The sequence below is a fragment of the Companilactobacillus muriivasis genome (assembly GCF_036246245.1).
Taxonomy (GTDB): Bacteria; Bacillota; Bacilli; order Lactobacillales; family Lactobacillaceae; genus Companilactobacillus; species Companilactobacillus muriivasis.
This window is the reverse complement of record NZ_BTTQ01000008.1, coordinates 1-14,696: the sequence shown is the minus strand read 5'-3', so window position 1 is coordinate 14,696 and position 14,696 is coordinate 1. Positions and strand designations below refer to the sequence as shown.

At 39.1% G+C, this 14,696-nt stretch carries 12 protein-coding genes, 26 tRNA genes and 2 rRNA genes; 4 read left to right on the top strand and 36 right to left on the bottom strand.

Annotation, left to right across the window (positions count from 1 at the left end; all coding sequences use genetic code 11):
- Positions 1–6: 6 nt before the first annotated feature.
- Both pta and AAA923_RS09405 read right to left on the bottom strand, forming a co-directional pair.
- Complete coding sequence (gene pta, locus AAA923_RS09410; protein WP_338216586.1) at positions 7–975, bottom strand: phosphate acetyltransferase; 969 nt, start codon at positions 973–975, stop codon at positions 7–9.
- The gene (locus AAA923_RS09405; RefSeq protein WP_338216585.1) at positions 975–1,670 is read right to left on the bottom strand and encodes a uracil-DNA glycosylase; all 696 of its coding nucleotides are present in this window, start codon (positions 1,668–1,670) and stop codon (positions 975–977) included. The genes pta and AAA923_RS09405 overlap by 1 nt, the downstream gene beginning before the upstream one ends.
- Positions 1,671–1,753: 83 nt before the next feature.
- Between AAA923_RS09405 and AAA923_RS09400 the strand changes: the two genes are divergently transcribed.
- Together AAA923_RS09400 and AAA923_RS09395 are read left to right on the top strand one after the other, a co-directional pair.
- Complete coding sequence (locus AAA923_RS09400) at positions 1,754–2,632, top strand: Cof-type HAD-IIB family hydrolase (RefSeq protein ID WP_338216583.1); 879 nt, start codon at positions 1,754–1,756, stop codon at positions 2,630–2,632.
- Between the two features lie 3 nt (positions 2,633–2,635).
- Positions 2,636–3,184 carry a hypothetical protein gene (locus AAA923_RS09395; RefSeq protein WP_338216581.1) on the top strand — a complete coding sequence of 183 codons (549 nt, stop codon included), beginning with the start codon at positions 2,636–2,638 and terminating at the stop codon, positions 3,182–3,184.
- Positions 3,185–3,466: 282 nt separating this feature from the next.
- Here AAA923_RS09395 and AAA923_RS09390 read toward each other — a convergent pair whose 3' ends face one another.
- From AAA923_RS09390 to AAA923_RS09365, 6 genes are all read right to left on the bottom strand, one after another.
- A complete protein-coding gene (locus AAA923_RS09390) occupies positions 3,467–5,809 on the bottom strand; it encodes a glycosyl hydrolase family 65 domain-containing protein (protein ID WP_338216580.1) in 2,343 nt (780 codons plus the stop codon).
- A gap of 18 nt (positions 5,810–5,827) precedes the next feature.
- A complete protein-coding gene (locus AAA923_RS09385; protein ID WP_338216579.1) occupies positions 5,828–7,348 on the bottom strand; it encodes a PTS transporter subunit EIIC in 1,521 nt (506 codons plus the stop codon).
- 19 nt (positions 7,349–7,367) lie between these two features.
- Entirely contained in the window at positions 7,368–7,850 is a 483-nt protein-coding gene (locus AAA923_RS09380) for a PTS sugar transporter subunit IIA (protein ID WP_338216577.1), read from the bottom strand.
- Positions 7,851–7,879: 29 nt separating this feature from the next.
- Entirely contained in the window at positions 7,880–8,584 is a 705-nt protein-coding gene (gene treR, locus AAA923_RS09375) for a trehalose operon repressor (RefSeq protein ID WP_338216575.1), read from the bottom strand.
- Positions 8,585–8,942: 358 nt separating this feature from the next.
- The gene (locus AAA923_RS09370; protein WP_041501684.1) at positions 8,943–9,509 is read right to left on the bottom strand and encodes a GNAT family N-acetyltransferase; all 567 of its coding nucleotides are present in this window, start codon (positions 9,507–9,509) and stop codon (positions 8,943–8,945) included.
- 193 nt (positions 9,510–9,702) lie between these two features.
- Entirely contained in the window at positions 9,703–10,206 is a 504-nt protein-coding gene (locus AAA923_RS09365; RefSeq protein WP_338216572.1) for a hypothetical protein, read from the bottom strand.
- 241 nt (positions 10,207–10,447) lie between these two features.
- Between AAA923_RS09365 and AAA923_RS09360 the strand changes: the two genes are divergently transcribed.
- Entirely contained in the window at positions 10,448–10,933 is a 486-nt protein-coding gene (locus AAA923_RS09360; RefSeq protein ID WP_338216571.1) for a hypothetical protein, read from the top strand.
- Positions 10,934–11,013: 80 nt separating this feature from the next.
- Complete coding sequence (locus AAA923_RS09355) at positions 11,014–11,685, top strand: 3'-5' exonuclease (protein ID WP_338216570.1); 672 nt, start codon at positions 11,014–11,016, stop codon at positions 11,683–11,685.
- 193 nt (positions 11,686–11,878) lie between these two features.
- Here AAA923_RS09355 and AAA923_RS09350 read toward each other — a convergent pair.
- From AAA923_RS09350 to AAA923_RS09215, 28 genes are all read right to left on the bottom strand, one after another.
- Positions 11,879–11,962 (bottom strand) — tRNA-Leu (locus AAA923_RS09350).
- Between the two features lie 44 nt (positions 11,963–12,006).
- A tRNA-Cys gene (locus AAA923_RS09345) sits at positions 12,007–12,077 on the bottom strand.
- Between the two features lie 20 nt (positions 12,078–12,097).
- Positions 12,098–12,169, bottom strand: a tRNA-Gln gene (locus AAA923_RS09340).
- Positions 12,170–12,178: 9 nt separating this feature from the next.
- Positions 12,179–12,251 (bottom strand) — tRNA-His (locus AAA923_RS09335).
- Positions 12,252–12,269: 18 nt separating this feature from the next.
- A tRNA-Trp gene (locus AAA923_RS09330) sits at positions 12,270–12,340 on the bottom strand.
- Positions 12,341–12,348: 8 nt separating this feature from the next.
- Positions 12,349–12,431: transfer RNA gene (locus AAA923_RS09325), tRNA-Tyr, on the bottom strand.
- A gap of 4 nt (positions 12,432–12,435) precedes the next feature.
- A tRNA-Phe gene (locus AAA923_RS09320) sits at positions 12,436–12,508 on the bottom strand.
- 6 nt (positions 12,509–12,514) lie between these two features.
- A tRNA-Asp gene (locus tag AAA923_RS09315) sits at positions 12,515–12,588 on the bottom strand.
- Positions 12,589–12,610: 22 nt separating this feature from the next.
- Positions 12,611–12,684: transfer RNA gene (locus AAA923_RS09310), tRNA-Met, on the bottom strand.
- A gap of 32 nt (positions 12,685–12,716) precedes the next feature.
- Positions 12,717–12,806 (bottom strand) — tRNA-Ser (locus AAA923_RS09305).
- A 48-nt stretch (positions 12,807–12,854) separates the two neighbouring features.
- Positions 12,855–12,926 (bottom strand) — tRNA-Glu (locus tag AAA923_RS09300).
- An 8-nt stretch (positions 12,927–12,934) separates the two neighbouring features.
- Positions 12,935–13,022: transfer RNA gene (locus AAA923_RS09295), tRNA-Ser, on the bottom strand.
- Positions 13,023–13,030: 8 nt separating this feature from the next.
- Positions 13,031–13,105 (bottom strand) — tRNA-Ile (locus AAA923_RS09290).
- 13 nt (positions 13,106–13,118) lie between these two features.
- A tRNA-Gly gene (locus AAA923_RS09285) sits at positions 13,119–13,189 on the bottom strand.
- Positions 13,190–13,239: 50 nt separating this feature from the next.
- Positions 13,240–13,313, bottom strand: a tRNA-Asp gene (locus tag AAA923_RS09280).
- A 22-nt stretch (positions 13,314–13,335) separates the two neighbouring features.
- Positions 13,336–13,409 (bottom strand) — tRNA-Met (locus tag AAA923_RS09275).
- 37 nt (positions 13,410–13,446) lie between these two features.
- Positions 13,447–13,520: transfer RNA gene (locus AAA923_RS09270), tRNA-Ile, on the bottom strand.
- Between the two features lie 8 nt (positions 13,521–13,528).
- A tRNA-Met gene (locus AAA923_RS09265) sits at positions 13,529–13,602 on the bottom strand.
- Positions 13,603–13,635: 33 nt separating this feature from the next.
- A tRNA-Pro gene (locus AAA923_RS09260) sits at positions 13,636–13,709 on the bottom strand.
- Between the two features lie 13 nt (positions 13,710–13,722).
- Positions 13,723–13,796: transfer RNA gene (locus AAA923_RS09255), tRNA-Arg, on the bottom strand.
- Positions 13,797–13,809: 13 nt separating this feature from the next.
- Positions 13,810–13,895, bottom strand: a tRNA-Leu gene (locus AAA923_RS09250).
- A 14-nt stretch (positions 13,896–13,909) separates the two neighbouring features.
- Positions 13,910–13,981, bottom strand: a tRNA-Gly gene (locus AAA923_RS09245).
- Between the two features lie 4 nt (positions 13,982–13,985).
- A tRNA-Thr gene (locus tag AAA923_RS09240) sits at positions 13,986–14,058 on the bottom strand.
- Between the two features lie 61 nt (positions 14,059–14,119).
- Positions 14,120–14,202 (bottom strand) — tRNA-Leu (locus AAA923_RS09235).
- Positions 14,203–14,228: 26 nt separating this feature from the next.
- Positions 14,229–14,301, bottom strand: a tRNA-Lys gene (locus AAA923_RS09230).
- A gap of 6 nt (positions 14,302–14,307) precedes the next feature.
- Positions 14,308–14,380: transfer RNA gene (locus AAA923_RS09225), tRNA-Val, on the bottom strand.
- Positions 14,381–14,391: 11 nt separating this feature from the next.
- Positions 14,392–14,508, bottom strand: a 5S ribosomal RNA gene (gene rrf / locus AAA923_RS09220).
- Positions 14,509–14,602: 94 nt separating this feature from the next.
- Positions 14,603–14,696 (bottom strand): 23S ribosomal RNA (locus AAA923_RS09215); the annotation flags it as partial.

The following is a 14,696-nucleotide window of genomic DNA, read 5'->3' as shown; positions in this document are numbered from 1 at the left end:
TTCTCCTTAAAGTGCTAAAGCGGCTGTTAAAATAGCTGACTTGTAGACGTCCTCTTCGTTACAACCACGTGATAAGTCAGAAATTGGCTTAGCGAGTCCTTGCAAGATGGGTCCGATAGCTTCAAAGCCACCAAATCTTTGGGCAATCTTGTAGCCAATATTAGCTGATTGTAGTTCTGGGAAAACGAAGACATTAGCGTGACCAGCAACTTTTGAACCGGGAGCCTTTTGGACACCAACACTTGGGACAAAAGCGGCATCAAATTGTAACTCACCATCTAATGGCAAGTCTGGAGCTAATTTGTGGGCAATTTCTGTTGCTTCAGCTACTTTAGTAACATCGTCACTCTTGGCACTACCTTTGGTTGAAAAACTAAGCATAGCAACTTTAGGGTCAATATCAAACAATTTTGCATCGTGAGCCGTTTGAACAGCAATTTCAGCCAACTCTTGGGCATTGGGATTAATGTTGATAGCACAATCAGCAAACATGTAACGTTCGTCACCCTTTTGCATGATAAATGAACCACTAATTCTTGAGTTACCAGGAGCAGTCTTAACAATTTGTAAGGCAGGACGAACTGTATCGCCAGTTGAGTGAATTGCACCAGAAACCATTCCGTCAGCTTTGTCCATATAAACGAGCATCGTACCGAAGTAGTTGTTATCTAGTAACATTGTTTCAGCTTGTTCTTTGGTATTCTTACCCTTGCGACGTTCCACGAATTTTTCAACCATTGTTTCAAAATCAGCGTATTTCTTAGGATCAATGATTTCAACACCAGTGATATCAAATGATTTTTCAGCAGCAATCTTTTCAATTTCAGCTCGATTACCAATTAAAATAGGTTTCAAAATATTTTCTTTAACTAATCGAGTTGCAGCACCTAGAATTCTAGGTTCTTCACCTTCTGGGAAAACAATCGTTAAATTCTTTCCGTCAATCTTACTTTTTAGGCTGTCAAATAAATCCATTACTTTTCCTCCGTTTCATCGGCACTTGCAGGTAATTGCCAATTAATTTCTTCTTCATTATAGTTTAAAAGAGCTTGATTTGCTTTAGAAAATGGCTTGGAACCAAAGAAGCCATAACGTGCAGCAAATGGACTGGGGTGTGTTGATGAGATAACAGTATTCTTAGTTTCATCAATCAAAGGAATCTTGCTCTTAGCCGCGTTGCCCCATAATAGGAAAACAACTCCGCCACGTTCTGATAGCGCATGGATTGCATAGTCGGTTAATTCTTCCCAGCCTTGACCCTTGTGAGAGTTAGCTTGTCCACGTCTAACGGTTAAAACCGAGTTCAACAATAAAACACCTTGTTTAGCCCATGACTTCAAATAACCGTGATTAACTGGGGTACAACCAAGATCATCTTGCAATTCTTTGTAAATATTGCGCAATGATGGTGGAATCGTTATTCCCGGTGCGACTGCAAAACTGCAACCGATAGCTTGGTTTGGTTCGTGATAAGGATCTTGTCCTAAAATAACAACCTTAGTTTCTGAAAAAGGTGTCCAGTCAAAAGCTTGGTAAATTTTGTGCATTTCCGGATAAATAGTTTGTGTATTGTACTCGTTTACAAGAAATTCTCGCAACTTTTCGTAATACGGTTTGTCAAATTCGCTATTTAAAACTTCTTGCCAATCATTTTTTATTAAGTTTTTCAAATTTACACCTACCTGTTTTGATATAAAACTACGTAAAATATGGTAACATTCACTTATAGCATAACGCATTCGGAGGAAACTTTATGATTAAATTAATCGCATCCGATATGGATGGTACATTACTAAATGAGAAGATGGAGGTGTCCAGCCGTAATATCCAAGCAATCAAGGACGCTGAAAAAAATGGCATCGAGTTTCTAATTGCGACTGGACGTGGATTAAGTGAGGCCAAACCATTTTTGAAAAATCATGTTCATCCTGGTTTCATCACTTTAAACGGGGCTGAAGTCTTTGACCCCAAGGAAAAACTAATCTCAAGTAATCCTCTTTCTCGCGAGGCACAAAAGAAAGTTGTCGCATTATTCAACAAATACAATGTCTACTTTGAAGTCATTACCGATAAAGGTATCTTTTCCAACGACCGTGAAGCTAGAGTTACTAACCTAGCTAACTTGTTAATGAAGTTGAACCCTGGTACTTCCTTCAAACAAGCTCTCAAAGATACACAAGAACGTGTCAAAATGATGCCAATGAATTTTGTCGACAATTACAATGACGTTCTTAACAATGATTCATATCAAATCATGAAGTTAATTGGTTTCAACGAACACGAACATCGTATTTTAGCACCACTAAAGAAAGAAATTACCAAAACAATCAAGGATGTTGTTCCAACATCTTCTTCACCTAACAACGTAGAAGTTAATAGTATCGACGCTCAAAAAGGAATTGCCCTTTTACAATACGCCGATAACAAGAATATTTTACCAGAAGAAATCATGGCTATTGGTGACAATTTAAACGACTACTCAATGATCAAGAGTGCTGGAGTCGGTGTCGCTATGGCAAATGCCATCCCTGCAATCAAGGCAATTGCTCAAACGCAAACTGATAGTAATATCAACGATGGCGTTGCCCAAATAATTGAGCAGACCATTGCGGATAATCAGACCCAAGGTTAATTAATGGAACTTTATATTCGAAAAGCAGATTTGGCAGTTGGTAATATTCTTGTCGTTGCAAATCAGAATAAGGAAACAACTTTTATTGCTTCGCGTGATAAAGACAATCCGTTTCTGATTAAATTATACAATCGCTTAAATACGTTAATTGGTGAAATAAAGCTTAAAAATAATTTTTTGAAAATTTATTCAATCGAGATCAACGGCGAAGAAAAAGCTACTATCAACGCTGTGCCAGTGATCGACTTAAAGTATGTTTATCTCAGCCAAGCCAATTGGAACGTCGTCGGTAACCTAGTCGCTTCCAAATACCATGTCACTAAGGCGGGCAAAGAAATTCTCAGAGTTCAACCGACAATTCTGAGTCAAGGACATCCTGGATTGGAGCTTTCGTTTGAAAACATGGATGACAGTCCGATGGGCACTCTCTTAGCAATCTTTTTGGATAAATATATCAAGTTACCTATGTTAGCCCCAAAAGCCGATTTAGATAATTTAGGCATGAAGTCAAAGATGTCTTATTTGAATAATTTTAAGAACAAGTGTGAATAAGGGCCGCCTCCGGTTGTCAGAAAAAATAGTCCTGCTATGGGGACCGGTCCGAGCCAAGGTCTCGGACCTCGATTTGAAGCCTCGCAAAAACCGCGAGTCTCCAAAATCTTCCCGTGGTGTAATGGCTAAAGCCATAACGCCACCTCCATTGCTGGACTATTTTTCTGACAACCTCCGGCTAGTTGAACTGCTTGATTCAGTATAAATCTATATCAAAAAAACATTATACAAACACATTTAGTTCACAAAAAGAACCCCATGAAAATCATGGAGTTCTTTTTGTTATATCAAAACATTTTCTTTAATTTTATAATCAAACGCTTCATTAGCTTTCAACGAAATCACCTGATCCACAACCTTAACCGTACAATCATGGTCGGCTTTAATCGACAACTCCTGATCATGGAAATCAAAATGATATTGAACTCCACGATAAGTTTGGCTAAACGACAACTTCGTCCAAGTTGTTGGCAATTGTGGATTAACTGTCAATTGCTCGTCTTCAAAGCGAACGCCCGCAAAGTCACGCATGATAACTGTCAAATCAGCTCCCATTACTCCGGTATGAATACCTTCTGCAGTGGTACCTCCTTGAATATCATCATAATCTGACCTGACCGCAACCTTTAGTTTCTTCCAAGCAGCATCAGCATCCCCTAATGCTGCATCGACACTGGCATAAACCGGACGAGAAACGGTTGAACCATGAACTGTTCTGGATAGATAGTAATCACGATTTTGCAAAAGCCATTCCTTAGGCAATTTATTACCTAACTTTTCAATCACCGAAGCCATGACTTTGGGTCCCAAGTTATAAATCATCATCAAAGTATCAGCTTGTTTATCAACTTGATAATCATTAGATGACTTACCTTCTGACTTCAAAATCCGATCAATTCGGTGAATATCACCATATTTCTTCGCATAAGCTGGCAAATCTAACTCTTGCAATTCAAAGTAATGATTATACTGCTCGATAACCCCATCTCTTGTCACATTAACGGCCAAATTTTGACTGACTTCTTGAGCTTTTGCTAACAAGTCATCATCGAAATCTGACTCTTGACAAGCCTTTTCGAAAGCCTCGGGAACGGCGTCTTTCAAATCTAATAACCATGATAACGACCAAGCTAACATCAAATTGGTATAGGCGTTATCTGACAATCCACCTGTCTTCGTATTAGGATAAGCTTCATGAAATTCATCTGGTCCCATTATACCTGACAAGTGATATTTATTGCCGTCATACTCAACTTTATTCAACCAGAATTTGCTTGTTTGGAGTAATAAATTTAAACCACCATTGACTAACAAATCATTCTTACCAGTAATTTGAGTATAGCTCCAAAGATCGTAGACGATTGCCAAAGATACATGGCGTTGCAACCTTGAATTGTCAGGATACCACGAATTTGTCATTGGATTGAGGTGAATAAATTGTGCTTGTTCATCCCCAATACCAGCTGATTGCCAAGGATACATTGCTCCGTGTTCCAACTGCAAATGAGCATTTTCCATAGCAGCTTTTAACCGATCGATGCGATATTGAATAATAGCTTTAGCTGCCAAAGGTTCATTAGCTGAATAATAAGGAACCATGAATAACTCATCCCAGAAAATGTGACCACGATAGCCTTCACCTGTTAGTCCACGAGAACCAACCGAGGCATCGAAATGGGGATTGGATAATTCTGAAGCAGCTTGGTGAAGTTGGAAAATATGCAATCGAATTAACTTTTGAATATCACTGTCATCAGTTGTCAATTTAATATCTGACTTCTGCCAGAATCCTTGCCAATGATCCAAGTTAGTCTGATAAATATTTTCAAAACTACTTTGCTTGAGAGCTTCTTCAACAATATTCAAAACATTAGCTGTTTCATGACTTGTAGCAACGGCCATAACTCGATTAATTATTAAAGGCTCATCTTTTTGTAAGTGAACCGTAGCAGAATCAACCACAGATTCATCAGTATAAGTCGTCGCAAAGTCAGTCAGATCACTAGTTGTCTTAGCTCCGAGTACAAAGTTTATTTCCGACTGTAATGTCTCGCCTTGTAACATGTGATCAGAAGTTTTAGTTACAGCAAACTCCTGGCTATTAAAGTTACGATAACGAGCAACATTCTTATTCTGAACTTTGCCATCAATAACCAATTCAACTTTTACATCAGCTTCAAAATCCAAGCTCAACTCGATTTTCAAAGCAAATTGATGGTAATTTACTGGATCACAGATTTTAGTTGTCTTGAGAAATAGCTTTCCCTTTTCAATTGAGAACGTCATTTTTTCAATTAAAGTACCGTGTTCCATATCTAATTGTGCCAATCTATCGCTATAAGGAACCAATAGTTGCGTTTGATTGACAGTGATTTTTAATAATTGCGGATTCGGGAAGTTAACCAAATCTTCATTAACGACCTCTCGATCATTAACCTCTGTTTTAGTTTGATTAAAAACACCTGCTACATATAGACCGGGATAATGATCATCGCTATAACGGCTAATTACAGGTGCTCCTCGCCATCCTAGATAACCATTACCTAGAGTGAGGATTGATTCTTGTCCATAAGATTTAACACCAGTTGGCGTATCCCGATAAGTAATTTTCCAATCTTCAGTCATAGTCTAAAAACTCCTTAGCTATTTATTTGTAGCATCTTTAAAGACGTTCTTCTTTTGAGCAGCCTTAACTTTATCCAAGTCAGCATCACTAAAGCCCCAGAAATATACACAAATGAAGGAGACGATTATTGTAGCAGCACTAGCAATTACGAAAGTCCAAATATTACTTGGGTTTGTCTTTGAGAAGAATGATGGGAATCCGATCAATGAACCTGTGAAACCAAACATATCAACTTTCAATAGTCCAGCGATGAAACCACCGACAGCACCACCGATATTAGCCATCCAGAATACGTGACCATACTTCAAGTTAATACCATACATAGCGGGTTCTGTAACACCAGCATAACCTGATAAAGCACCGGCTAGTGATAAACCTTTGATGTCAGCACGTTTTGTTTTAGCCCAAACAGCCAAAGCACCAGTACCTTGAGCAATCATAGTAAAGTTGATCAAAGCGTTTAGAACAGAGTGTCCAGTCATAGCGATATCGTTTGAAACGATAGGAACAACCATCCAGTGAAGTCCGAAGATAACTAGAACTTGATACAAACCACCGATTACTAATCCAGCAACAGCTTCATTTGCTGTAACAAGCATGTTGATGCCGGCAGCCAAACCACTTGAAATCAATGAAATAACTGGTCCCATAATTACTAAAACAGCACTTGCAACGATAAACAATGTGAACAATGGTTGTAAAATTGAACGAAGACTTAAAGGTAGAACTTTCTTAAGCCAATTACCAACTGGTCTAGCCAACCAAGCAGCAAAGATAATTGGGAAAATTGAATATGTGTACTGTGGGATGTGAATTGGTAGGCCAAAGAATTCAGCGTTCATTGGAATGCCTAAGAAAGTTGCCATCCCTTTTGTTGGTGCAGCCCAGAGAGCGGCAATTGTAGGGTGAACTAAAACACCGGCAATCGCACCAACAACGATTGGATCAGAATGCAACTGTTTAGCTGCAGAGAATCCAACCAAGATAGGTAGGAAGTAAAAGGCGGAATCGCCCATTGCGTTAATAATAATGTACGTTGTTGACTTAGTATCAATTAAATTCAAGTTAAATGTGAATAATGTTAAAAATCCCTTTAAAATACCAGAAGCAGCTAGCAAGCCGATAATTGGAATCATTGATCCGGTAATTGTTCCAATCAAAACTTGGAAAGCCTTAGTAATCCAGCCCCAAAGGTTCTTAGGACGTTCAGCTTTTTGTGCAGCAGCTCCAGTTTCAGCAACAGCTGATTGAGTAGCTTCTTCATCTGCAAAACCTTCACCCAATTGGGCGATAACTTCGTCATAAACCTCTGTAACAGCAGGTCCAATAACAACCTGATATTGACCTAAACCGGCGTTATACAAAGCTCCGGCTACACCATCAAGTGCAGTAATCTTATCTGTTTGAGCTTTCTTTTCATCTTTCAAATAAAATCTCAAACGAGAAATACAGTGAATAACTTTATTTATATTTTCAGCTCCCCCGACACCAGCAATTATCTCTGATGCTAAAGCTGAATAATCTTTACTCTTTGACATTTTGTTCAGTCCCTCCATATCATTTTGCGGTTGCTTGTCCGATTGATTGATTCTTAGTTACTGGTTCTTCAGCAACATTCAAAGACTTTAAATTAGTTTTTGAATTAGGAATCAAAACCATTACGGTCGGATCAAGTTTATTTGTTATAATTTGATTCCAATCGATATCGACTAACGGTGTCCCCGCCTTAACATTTTTACCTTGTTTAACAAAAATCGTAAATGGTGCACCTTTCAATGAAACTGTATCAATACCAATATGAATCAAAAATTCTAGACCATCATCACGTTCAATACCAACTGCATGTCCTTGCGCAACGGTTACTTTGCCACTGATTGGTGCAAGCAATTCAGAACTACTTAGGTCAGGCTTAATTGCAAAACCATCACCCATCATCCCCTGCGCAAAAACAGGATCTGAGACAGTCTTCAGATTTACGATTGTCCCGTCAATTGGCGCAATCAGTTCATCTGTTGATTCATGTTTATTAAATCCAAACATAATTTTTACCCCCTCTGTTGTTGGTATTTTTAATGATGCCTTCGAGCAAATTCAACACTACTGAACTTATCAGCTCGGTGTCGTGATTCGGTATAAGATAATATTCGACTATCCGTTAAATGAGTTTCACTACGGACGACCACCATCGGCATTGATTGGTCAATTTTCAAAAGATTACAATCATCATATTCAGCGTTTTCAACTGTCAAATGTTTGATTGCATAATCGACTGTCAAACCCAACTTACTTTCAAAGTAATTGAATAATGAATCCTCAGCATCCGCTTTGGGAACATCTTTGGCAACGTCCTCATTGATATAATCATAATCAAGAATCGTTGGAATACCATTAACTACCCGTGCGCGGACAATCAATTGAGAATACATTTCTGGTGATCCAAAACGTAATCGCTCCGGAACTAAGACGTGATTTTGAATTTTCAGTACGCGGTTGACTGAATCCAATCCACTCTCTTTAACAATTTCTTTATAACTTTTTATTGATGAAACGGGGAAAAGAAATCTTTTCTTAGCTAAGACTAAACTGCCTTTTCCACGAATCGTCTGAATATATCCTTCATCAGCTAGCAGCTGCATCGCCTTACGCACCGTTTCCCGGGATACATGGTAACGCATGACCAATTGCTGATTACTGGGAAGGATTTCTCCGGATTGATATTTCTTGGTTTGAATATCACTTAACAAATCATGATATATCGTCAAATACTTCTTCATATGCCCTCCAACAACTCCTAGACTACCACAACCAGAAACCGCTTACATCACTGCTTATGCGGGATTGAGCTAAAAACCTAGACAAGTTGGTCGTCATTAGTACTACACAACGGCATTAAAACTAGACAAGTTTTTAGTAAACTTTGTTGTGGTATGAATTGGTTAATATTTCAAGCTTAGATTTTAATCGTATTTATTTCAAATATATTTAAAGAATTGTAAAAGATTAGTTGTTTCAGTATGTGTCATGAATTATAAAGGCATTTTATCCAATAAATTTTTCTCATATTTGAAATCTTCTTTAAAGCAAAAAACGACAAATATTCAGCTAGAAACTGAATATTTGTCGTTTTTCTGGTTATTTTGTTAAATCATATTGCATATGATCATACAAGTGGCTACCAATATATAATTGGCCAACCTTCTTAAAACCAGTCTTTGTGTATACATGTTGAGCTGGCTCATTATTTACATCAACGTTCAAACTTAAAATCTTTTCACCACGATCACGAATCACGTCAATGAAGTGTTCCATAGTTTTGGTTCCGATTCCCTTGCCCTGGAATTCAGGAGCAACAGCAAATGAATCCAAGTACCATTCACCAGGCCAAGCTTCCTTATCACCAAACAAGTTCTTCTCTTTAATGCCGTATTTGTGCATAATCTTGACTAATGGTTCGTCAATACCATCCTCAAGTTCTTCAGGATAGCCGACCATAATGGCTACAACTTTGCCATCAATCTCGTTTACAAGGATATTTCCAAGACCATAACGATAGCCAGGTTGGAAGAAACCTTCTTTGATAACCTGTGCCATCTTTTCGTCGCCAACTTCTTTAAAAACATCTAATTCCATCTCATCGAAGATTTGGAACAAAATTGGCAATATCTGGTCTGCATCCTCTTCTTTTGCATATCTAAACATCTTTTCACCTCAATTATATATGATACATGATTTTTAGAATTTCTCAAATTTACTCGGGTTTGTTTTCCTTTATTCCACATAAAAAAAGGTAATGATTTTTATTTAAATCATTACCTCAGGGGTTTGTAAAATTATTGTCAGTAATATCCCCTTTTTTTATTTTTGTATGAAAATTAAATGCCGATTTCAGAAATTAAGCCAAAATTTCTCTATGGTTTAATAACAATTGTTTTCTAATTTCTTCTATAACTTCGTTGCTTAGAATATAGTAACGTTCTGTAGACCATTGCTGAAATATTCTTATATAACCAACAATCAAATACAATCTTTCTTTTGAATCAGTGTTTTCACAATAATTAAGAATCAAATCATTAAGTAATTCGATTACTTTCTTAAAGCGAATCACCTCTTCTGTTTGCTTGTACAAATTTAAACAAAAGGTCTTGTTCTCAGAAACATAATTAATAAAATTATTAATTACATCTTCAAACGTTTCACTATTTTCGGTAACATTTTTCAAAATCACTTCATCAAAAACAGTTTTGTAGACATCTTCCATAAATCCGATTTCCGTATAAATGGTCAGAATATCTAATTTAGATTTACTTGATAGATCATAAACCGTAAAACGTTCAAATCCAGGTGCTGATAATATATTACACACCGTCTGAATCACGCAATTTTTTGTATTATTCAAGCTTCTAGGCTCCATTCTTAGATTTGATAGCGCCTCATCTCTTGGTGCTTCATTATAGTAGCAAACGACCATACAATTAGATAGCCATTTTGTACGATTTATCAATTTACTTTGTTATAAAAATTGACTATCCAATAAATAAAAATTTAAAATCTATCAATATTTAACTATGCTTTCCGCTGTTAAACAACCATTTGCCAGAATTATAATTAATAAACGAATTGTCTGAGGAGGAACCAATATGAATCGTAAACGAATCGCTCTATTAACCGGTCTAACGATTTTAACAGGCACCATAGTCAATACCACTAATCCATTACGTTATGCTACAAAAGCGCATGCTGAAACCGCTCAAAACAAACCTAACTTAAAACCCAATTCCAAGTATCCAGACATTTCCAAAGAACTGGATCTCACCTCGATGGAGCAATATAGCAGCGTTAATTTATTCATGAACGTCACTTTGAAGAATTTCTACGTTAAAGATTTAACAATTGACGACTATGGACAATATCATCTACTATTAGCCCCTATCAAGAGCAGTAACCAATATTTTCTAATTGTGACTAAGTCTAAGCAAGTCATTAAAAAGAACAGTAGAATCAGCGTACAGGGATTCTTAAACGGTAAAACCAGAATTGATGATAAACAGATTAATTCCGGATTAAATCAGAAGTATTTGAATAAGAAAGTTGTTTCAATGCTTGCTGACAATATCAGCTTATAAAAAATTTCAACCGGCCTAATCTAAACTGCTCTGTTAAGGTAGAATTAAACTATCAGACTAGAAATAAAGAAGGCCGTTTTATGGTTACCTATAAAGAAAAATCACAAGCCATCCTACAAGATGAAAAAATATCCAATGCACTCGATGCTGCTGGACTTACATATGAAGAAAAAATCAAATTGGTTACTAGAATATTGTCAGTCAACAAATCAGTTGCATCATCTATTAAGAAACAAAGCTATCAACATCTTCCCGATTCTTACATAGTTTTAGACTTGGAAACAACTGGTTTAACAAACTATGACGAAATTATTCAATTTGCTGCATTAAAGGTGCAAAATAATCAAATTATAGATACTTTCGACACTTATGTACATCCAACGCATAAAAGGATAAGTCGTAATATAACTCGTTTAACTGGAATTGATAATGAACTCGTCTCATCCTCACCAACAATTGATGACATAACTCCAAATATTCTATCCTTTATAAGCGATTATAGTATCGTTGGCCATAATGTTAGTTTTGATCTTAGATTTCTAAGAAATGCGGGTATTGAAACAGATGAGCATACAATTTTAGATACCCTACGATTAGCAAAACAAAAAGATTTACCAGTCGCTAATTATAAGTTATCAACTTTGAAAGACTATTTTGGCGTTTCAAATCGATCTCATAATGCGTTGAATGATTGTGAGACTACCAATATTGTATTTCAGAATCTTAAAAATGATATGAAATCTGAAAACTGATGCTTTTATATTGTAAACACAATTAATACCTAAACCTAATCAAGACTTAGGTATTTTTTCATATACAGACATTGGCCGTTGCCAAATGGAAAGATGTGATAAATGTGTGCAGAACGTGCACAAATATTAAGGACAAAAAAAGCTTCAAACATTGATATATCAACGTTCAAAGCTAACTGTCATTCTATTCTAGTGCCGGTGATCGGAGTCGAACCGATACTTCCTAGTGGAAACAGGATTTTGAATCCTGCGCGTCTGCCAATTCCGCCACACCGGCATAATATTACTAACTATCATGCCCGATTACTTTAGCATAACCAAAGGCGGTAACCGGATTTGAACCGGTGATGAAGGTTTTGCAGACCTCTGCCTTACCACTTGGCTATACCGCCATATTCATTTATTACAGCAATTGGGTTAGCTGGATTCGAACCAGCGCATGATGGAGTCAAAGTCCATTGCCTTACCGCTTGGCTATAACCCAATAAAAAAGGGCGGTATGTGGGAATCGAACCCACGTGTGTCGGTACCACAAACCGATGTGTTAACCACTTCACCAATACCGCCATGATAAAAGGTAGAAACAGGGATAGTAGGAATTGAACCCACACCGACGGTTTTGGAGACCGTAGTTCTACCTTTAAACTATATCCCTAAAAAATATGGAGGGGAGTGGATTCGAACCACCGAACCCGAAGGAGCGGATTTACAGTCCGCCGCGTTTAGCCAGACTTCGCTACCCCTCCAAAATGGCGCGGGACGGAATCGAACCGCCGACACATGGAGCTTCAATCCATTGCTCTACCAACTGAGCTACCGAGCCATTTAACGGTCCCTGCGGGAATCGAACCCGCGATCTCCTGCGTGACAGGCAGGCGTCCTAACCAACTAGACCAAGGAACCAAATTTAATTATTTGAAGCTAATTGCGGGAGCAGGATTTGAACCTACGACCTTCGGGTTATGAGCCCGACGAGCTACCAGACTGCTCCATCCCGCGATAATAAAAAGTAAATCAACTGTTACCCACTAAGGAGGATGTGGGATTCGAACCCACGCGCCGCTTTCGCGACCTGACGGTTTTCAAGACCGTTCCCTTAAGCCGGACTTGGGTAATCCTCCATTGCTTAAAAAAGTAAAACTATTAATATAATGATGCAACAGCATCAATGACCCCTACGGGATTTGAACCCATGTTACCGCCGTGAAAGGGCGGTGTCTTAACCACTTGACCAAGGGGTCATATCTAACGGAGAAGGAGGGATTTGAACCCTCGCGCCGCTTGCGCGACCTACACCCTTAGCAGGGGCGCCTCTTCAGCCACTTGAGTACTTCTCCAGATATAGTGGGCCTAAATGGACTTGAACCATCGACCTCACGCTTATCAGGCGTGCGCTCTAAACCAGCTGAGCTATAGGCCCATAAAAGTGGCAAAGCGGGTGACGAGAATCGAACTCGCGACAACAGCTTGGAAGGCTGTGGTTTTACCACTAAACTACACCCGCATATTACCTTTGCGACTACTTCTACCATAGCAAACATATCAATCTGCTAACGGTCCCTGCGGGAATCGAACCCGCGATCTCCTGCGTGACAGGCAGGCGTCCTAACCAACTAGACCAAGGAACCAAATTTAATTATTTGAAGCTAATTGCGGGAGCAGGATTTGAACCTACGACCTTCGGGTTATGAGCCCGACGAGCTACCAGACTGCTCCATCCCGCGATAACATTAATAAAATGCAAGGTCCATTCAAAATCGATGGACCCTGTAGGACTCGAACCTACGACCGAGCGGTTATGAGCCGCCTGCTCTAACCAACTGAGCTAAAGGTCCGGAATAAATAGCGGCGAAGGGGATCGAACCCCCGACCTCCCGGGTATGAACCGGACGCTCTAGCCAGCTGAGCTACACCGCCAAAAACTATGATACTGACAACATACATTGCCTATCGGGAAGACAGGATTCGAACCTGCGACCCCCTGGTCCCAAACCAGGTGCTCTACCAAGCTGAGCCACTTCCCGAAAATAAAACAAATGCACCTAGTAGGAGTCGAACCTACAACCTTCTGATTCGTAGTCAGACACTCTATCCAATTGCGCTATAGGTGCATATTCATTATAGTGCCGAGGACCGGAATCGAACCGGTACGGTAATTACTTACCGCAGGATTTTAAGTCCTGTGCGTCTGCCAGTTCCGCCACCCCGGCGTTACTATAATGAAAGCGGAAGACGGGATTCGAACCCGCGACCCCCACCATGGCAAGGTGATGTTCTACCACTGAACTACTTCCGCATTATGCCGACTAGAGGATTCGAACCTCCGACCCCCTGTTTACAAGACAGGTGCTCTGCCAACTGAGCTAAGTCGGCATAAAACGTTACTTTCATATTCTACTAAATGAAACACAATATCGCAACAACAATATTGAAATACGGGTGAAAGGACTTGAACCTTCATGTCCACTGGACACTAGAACCTAAATCTAGCGCGTCTGCCAATTCCGCCACACCCGCATGGTGTGTTATATATATGTTGCAAATGAGCCGTGACAGGTTCGAACTGTCGACCCTCTGATTAAAAGTCAGATGCTCTACCGGCTGAGCTAACGGCTCATGATATGGAGGATACAGGGATCGAACCTGTGACCTCCTGCTTGTAAGGCAGATGCTCTCCCAGCTGAGCTAATCCTCCATCATGAGACAGCGTAGCAACTCTCTATCCTCGCGGGTAGTTTCCCACCAACTACTTTCGACGCGGAGAAGCTTAACTTCTGTGTTCGGCATGGGAACAGGTGTATCCTTCTCACTATCGTCACTACACTGTATTCTACTATGACACTCGTACCCTGAAAACTAGATATTAAGAACAATGAATTAAATTTTTGAATCACTTCGAACTGCTGTAAACTCTTACTCGATTAAGTCCTCGATCTATTAGTACTGCTCAGCTCCATGTATCGCTACACTTCCACCCGCAGCCTATCTACGTCATAATCTCTAACGGATCT

Bases quoted from the DNA above. Each gene is read 5' to 3' on its own strand.
- pta (WP_338216586.1), bottom strand. From the start codon at position 975: ATGGATTTATTTGACAGCCTAAAAAGTAAGATTGACGGAAAGAATTTA.
- AAA923_RS09400 (WP_338216583.1), top strand. From the start codon at position 1,754: ATGATTAAATTAATCGCATCCGATATGGATGGTACATTACTAAATGAG.
- AAA923_RS09395 (WP_338216581.1), top strand. From the start codon at position 2,636: ATGGAACTTTATATTCGAAAAGCAGATTTGGCAGTTGGTAATATTCTT.
- AAA923_RS09390 (WP_338216580.1), bottom strand. From the start codon at position 5,809: ATGACTGAAGATTGGAAAATTACTTATCGGGATACGCCAACTGGTGTT.
- AAA923_RS09385 (WP_338216579.1), bottom strand. From the start codon at position 7,348: ATGTCAAAGAGTAAAGATTATTCAGCTTTAGCATCAGAGATAATTGCT.
- AAA923_RS09380 (WP_338216577.1), bottom strand. From the start codon at position 7,850: ATGTTTGGATTTAATAAACATGAATCAACAGATGAACTGATTGCGCCA.
- treR (WP_338216575.1), bottom strand. From the start codon at position 8,584: ATGAAGAAGTATTTGACGATATATCATGATTTGTTAAGTGATATTCAA.
- AAA923_RS09370 (WP_041501684.1), bottom strand. From the start codon at position 9,509: ATGTTTAGATATGCAAAAGAAGAGGATGCAGACCAGATATTGCCAATT.
- AAA923_RS09360 (WP_338216571.1), top strand. From the start codon at position 10,448: ATGAATCGTAAACGAATCGCTCTATTAACCGGTCTAACGATTTTAACA.
- AAA923_RS09355 (WP_338216570.1), top strand. From the start codon at position 11,014: ATGGTTACCTATAAAGAAAAATCACAAGCCATCCTACAAGATGAAAAA.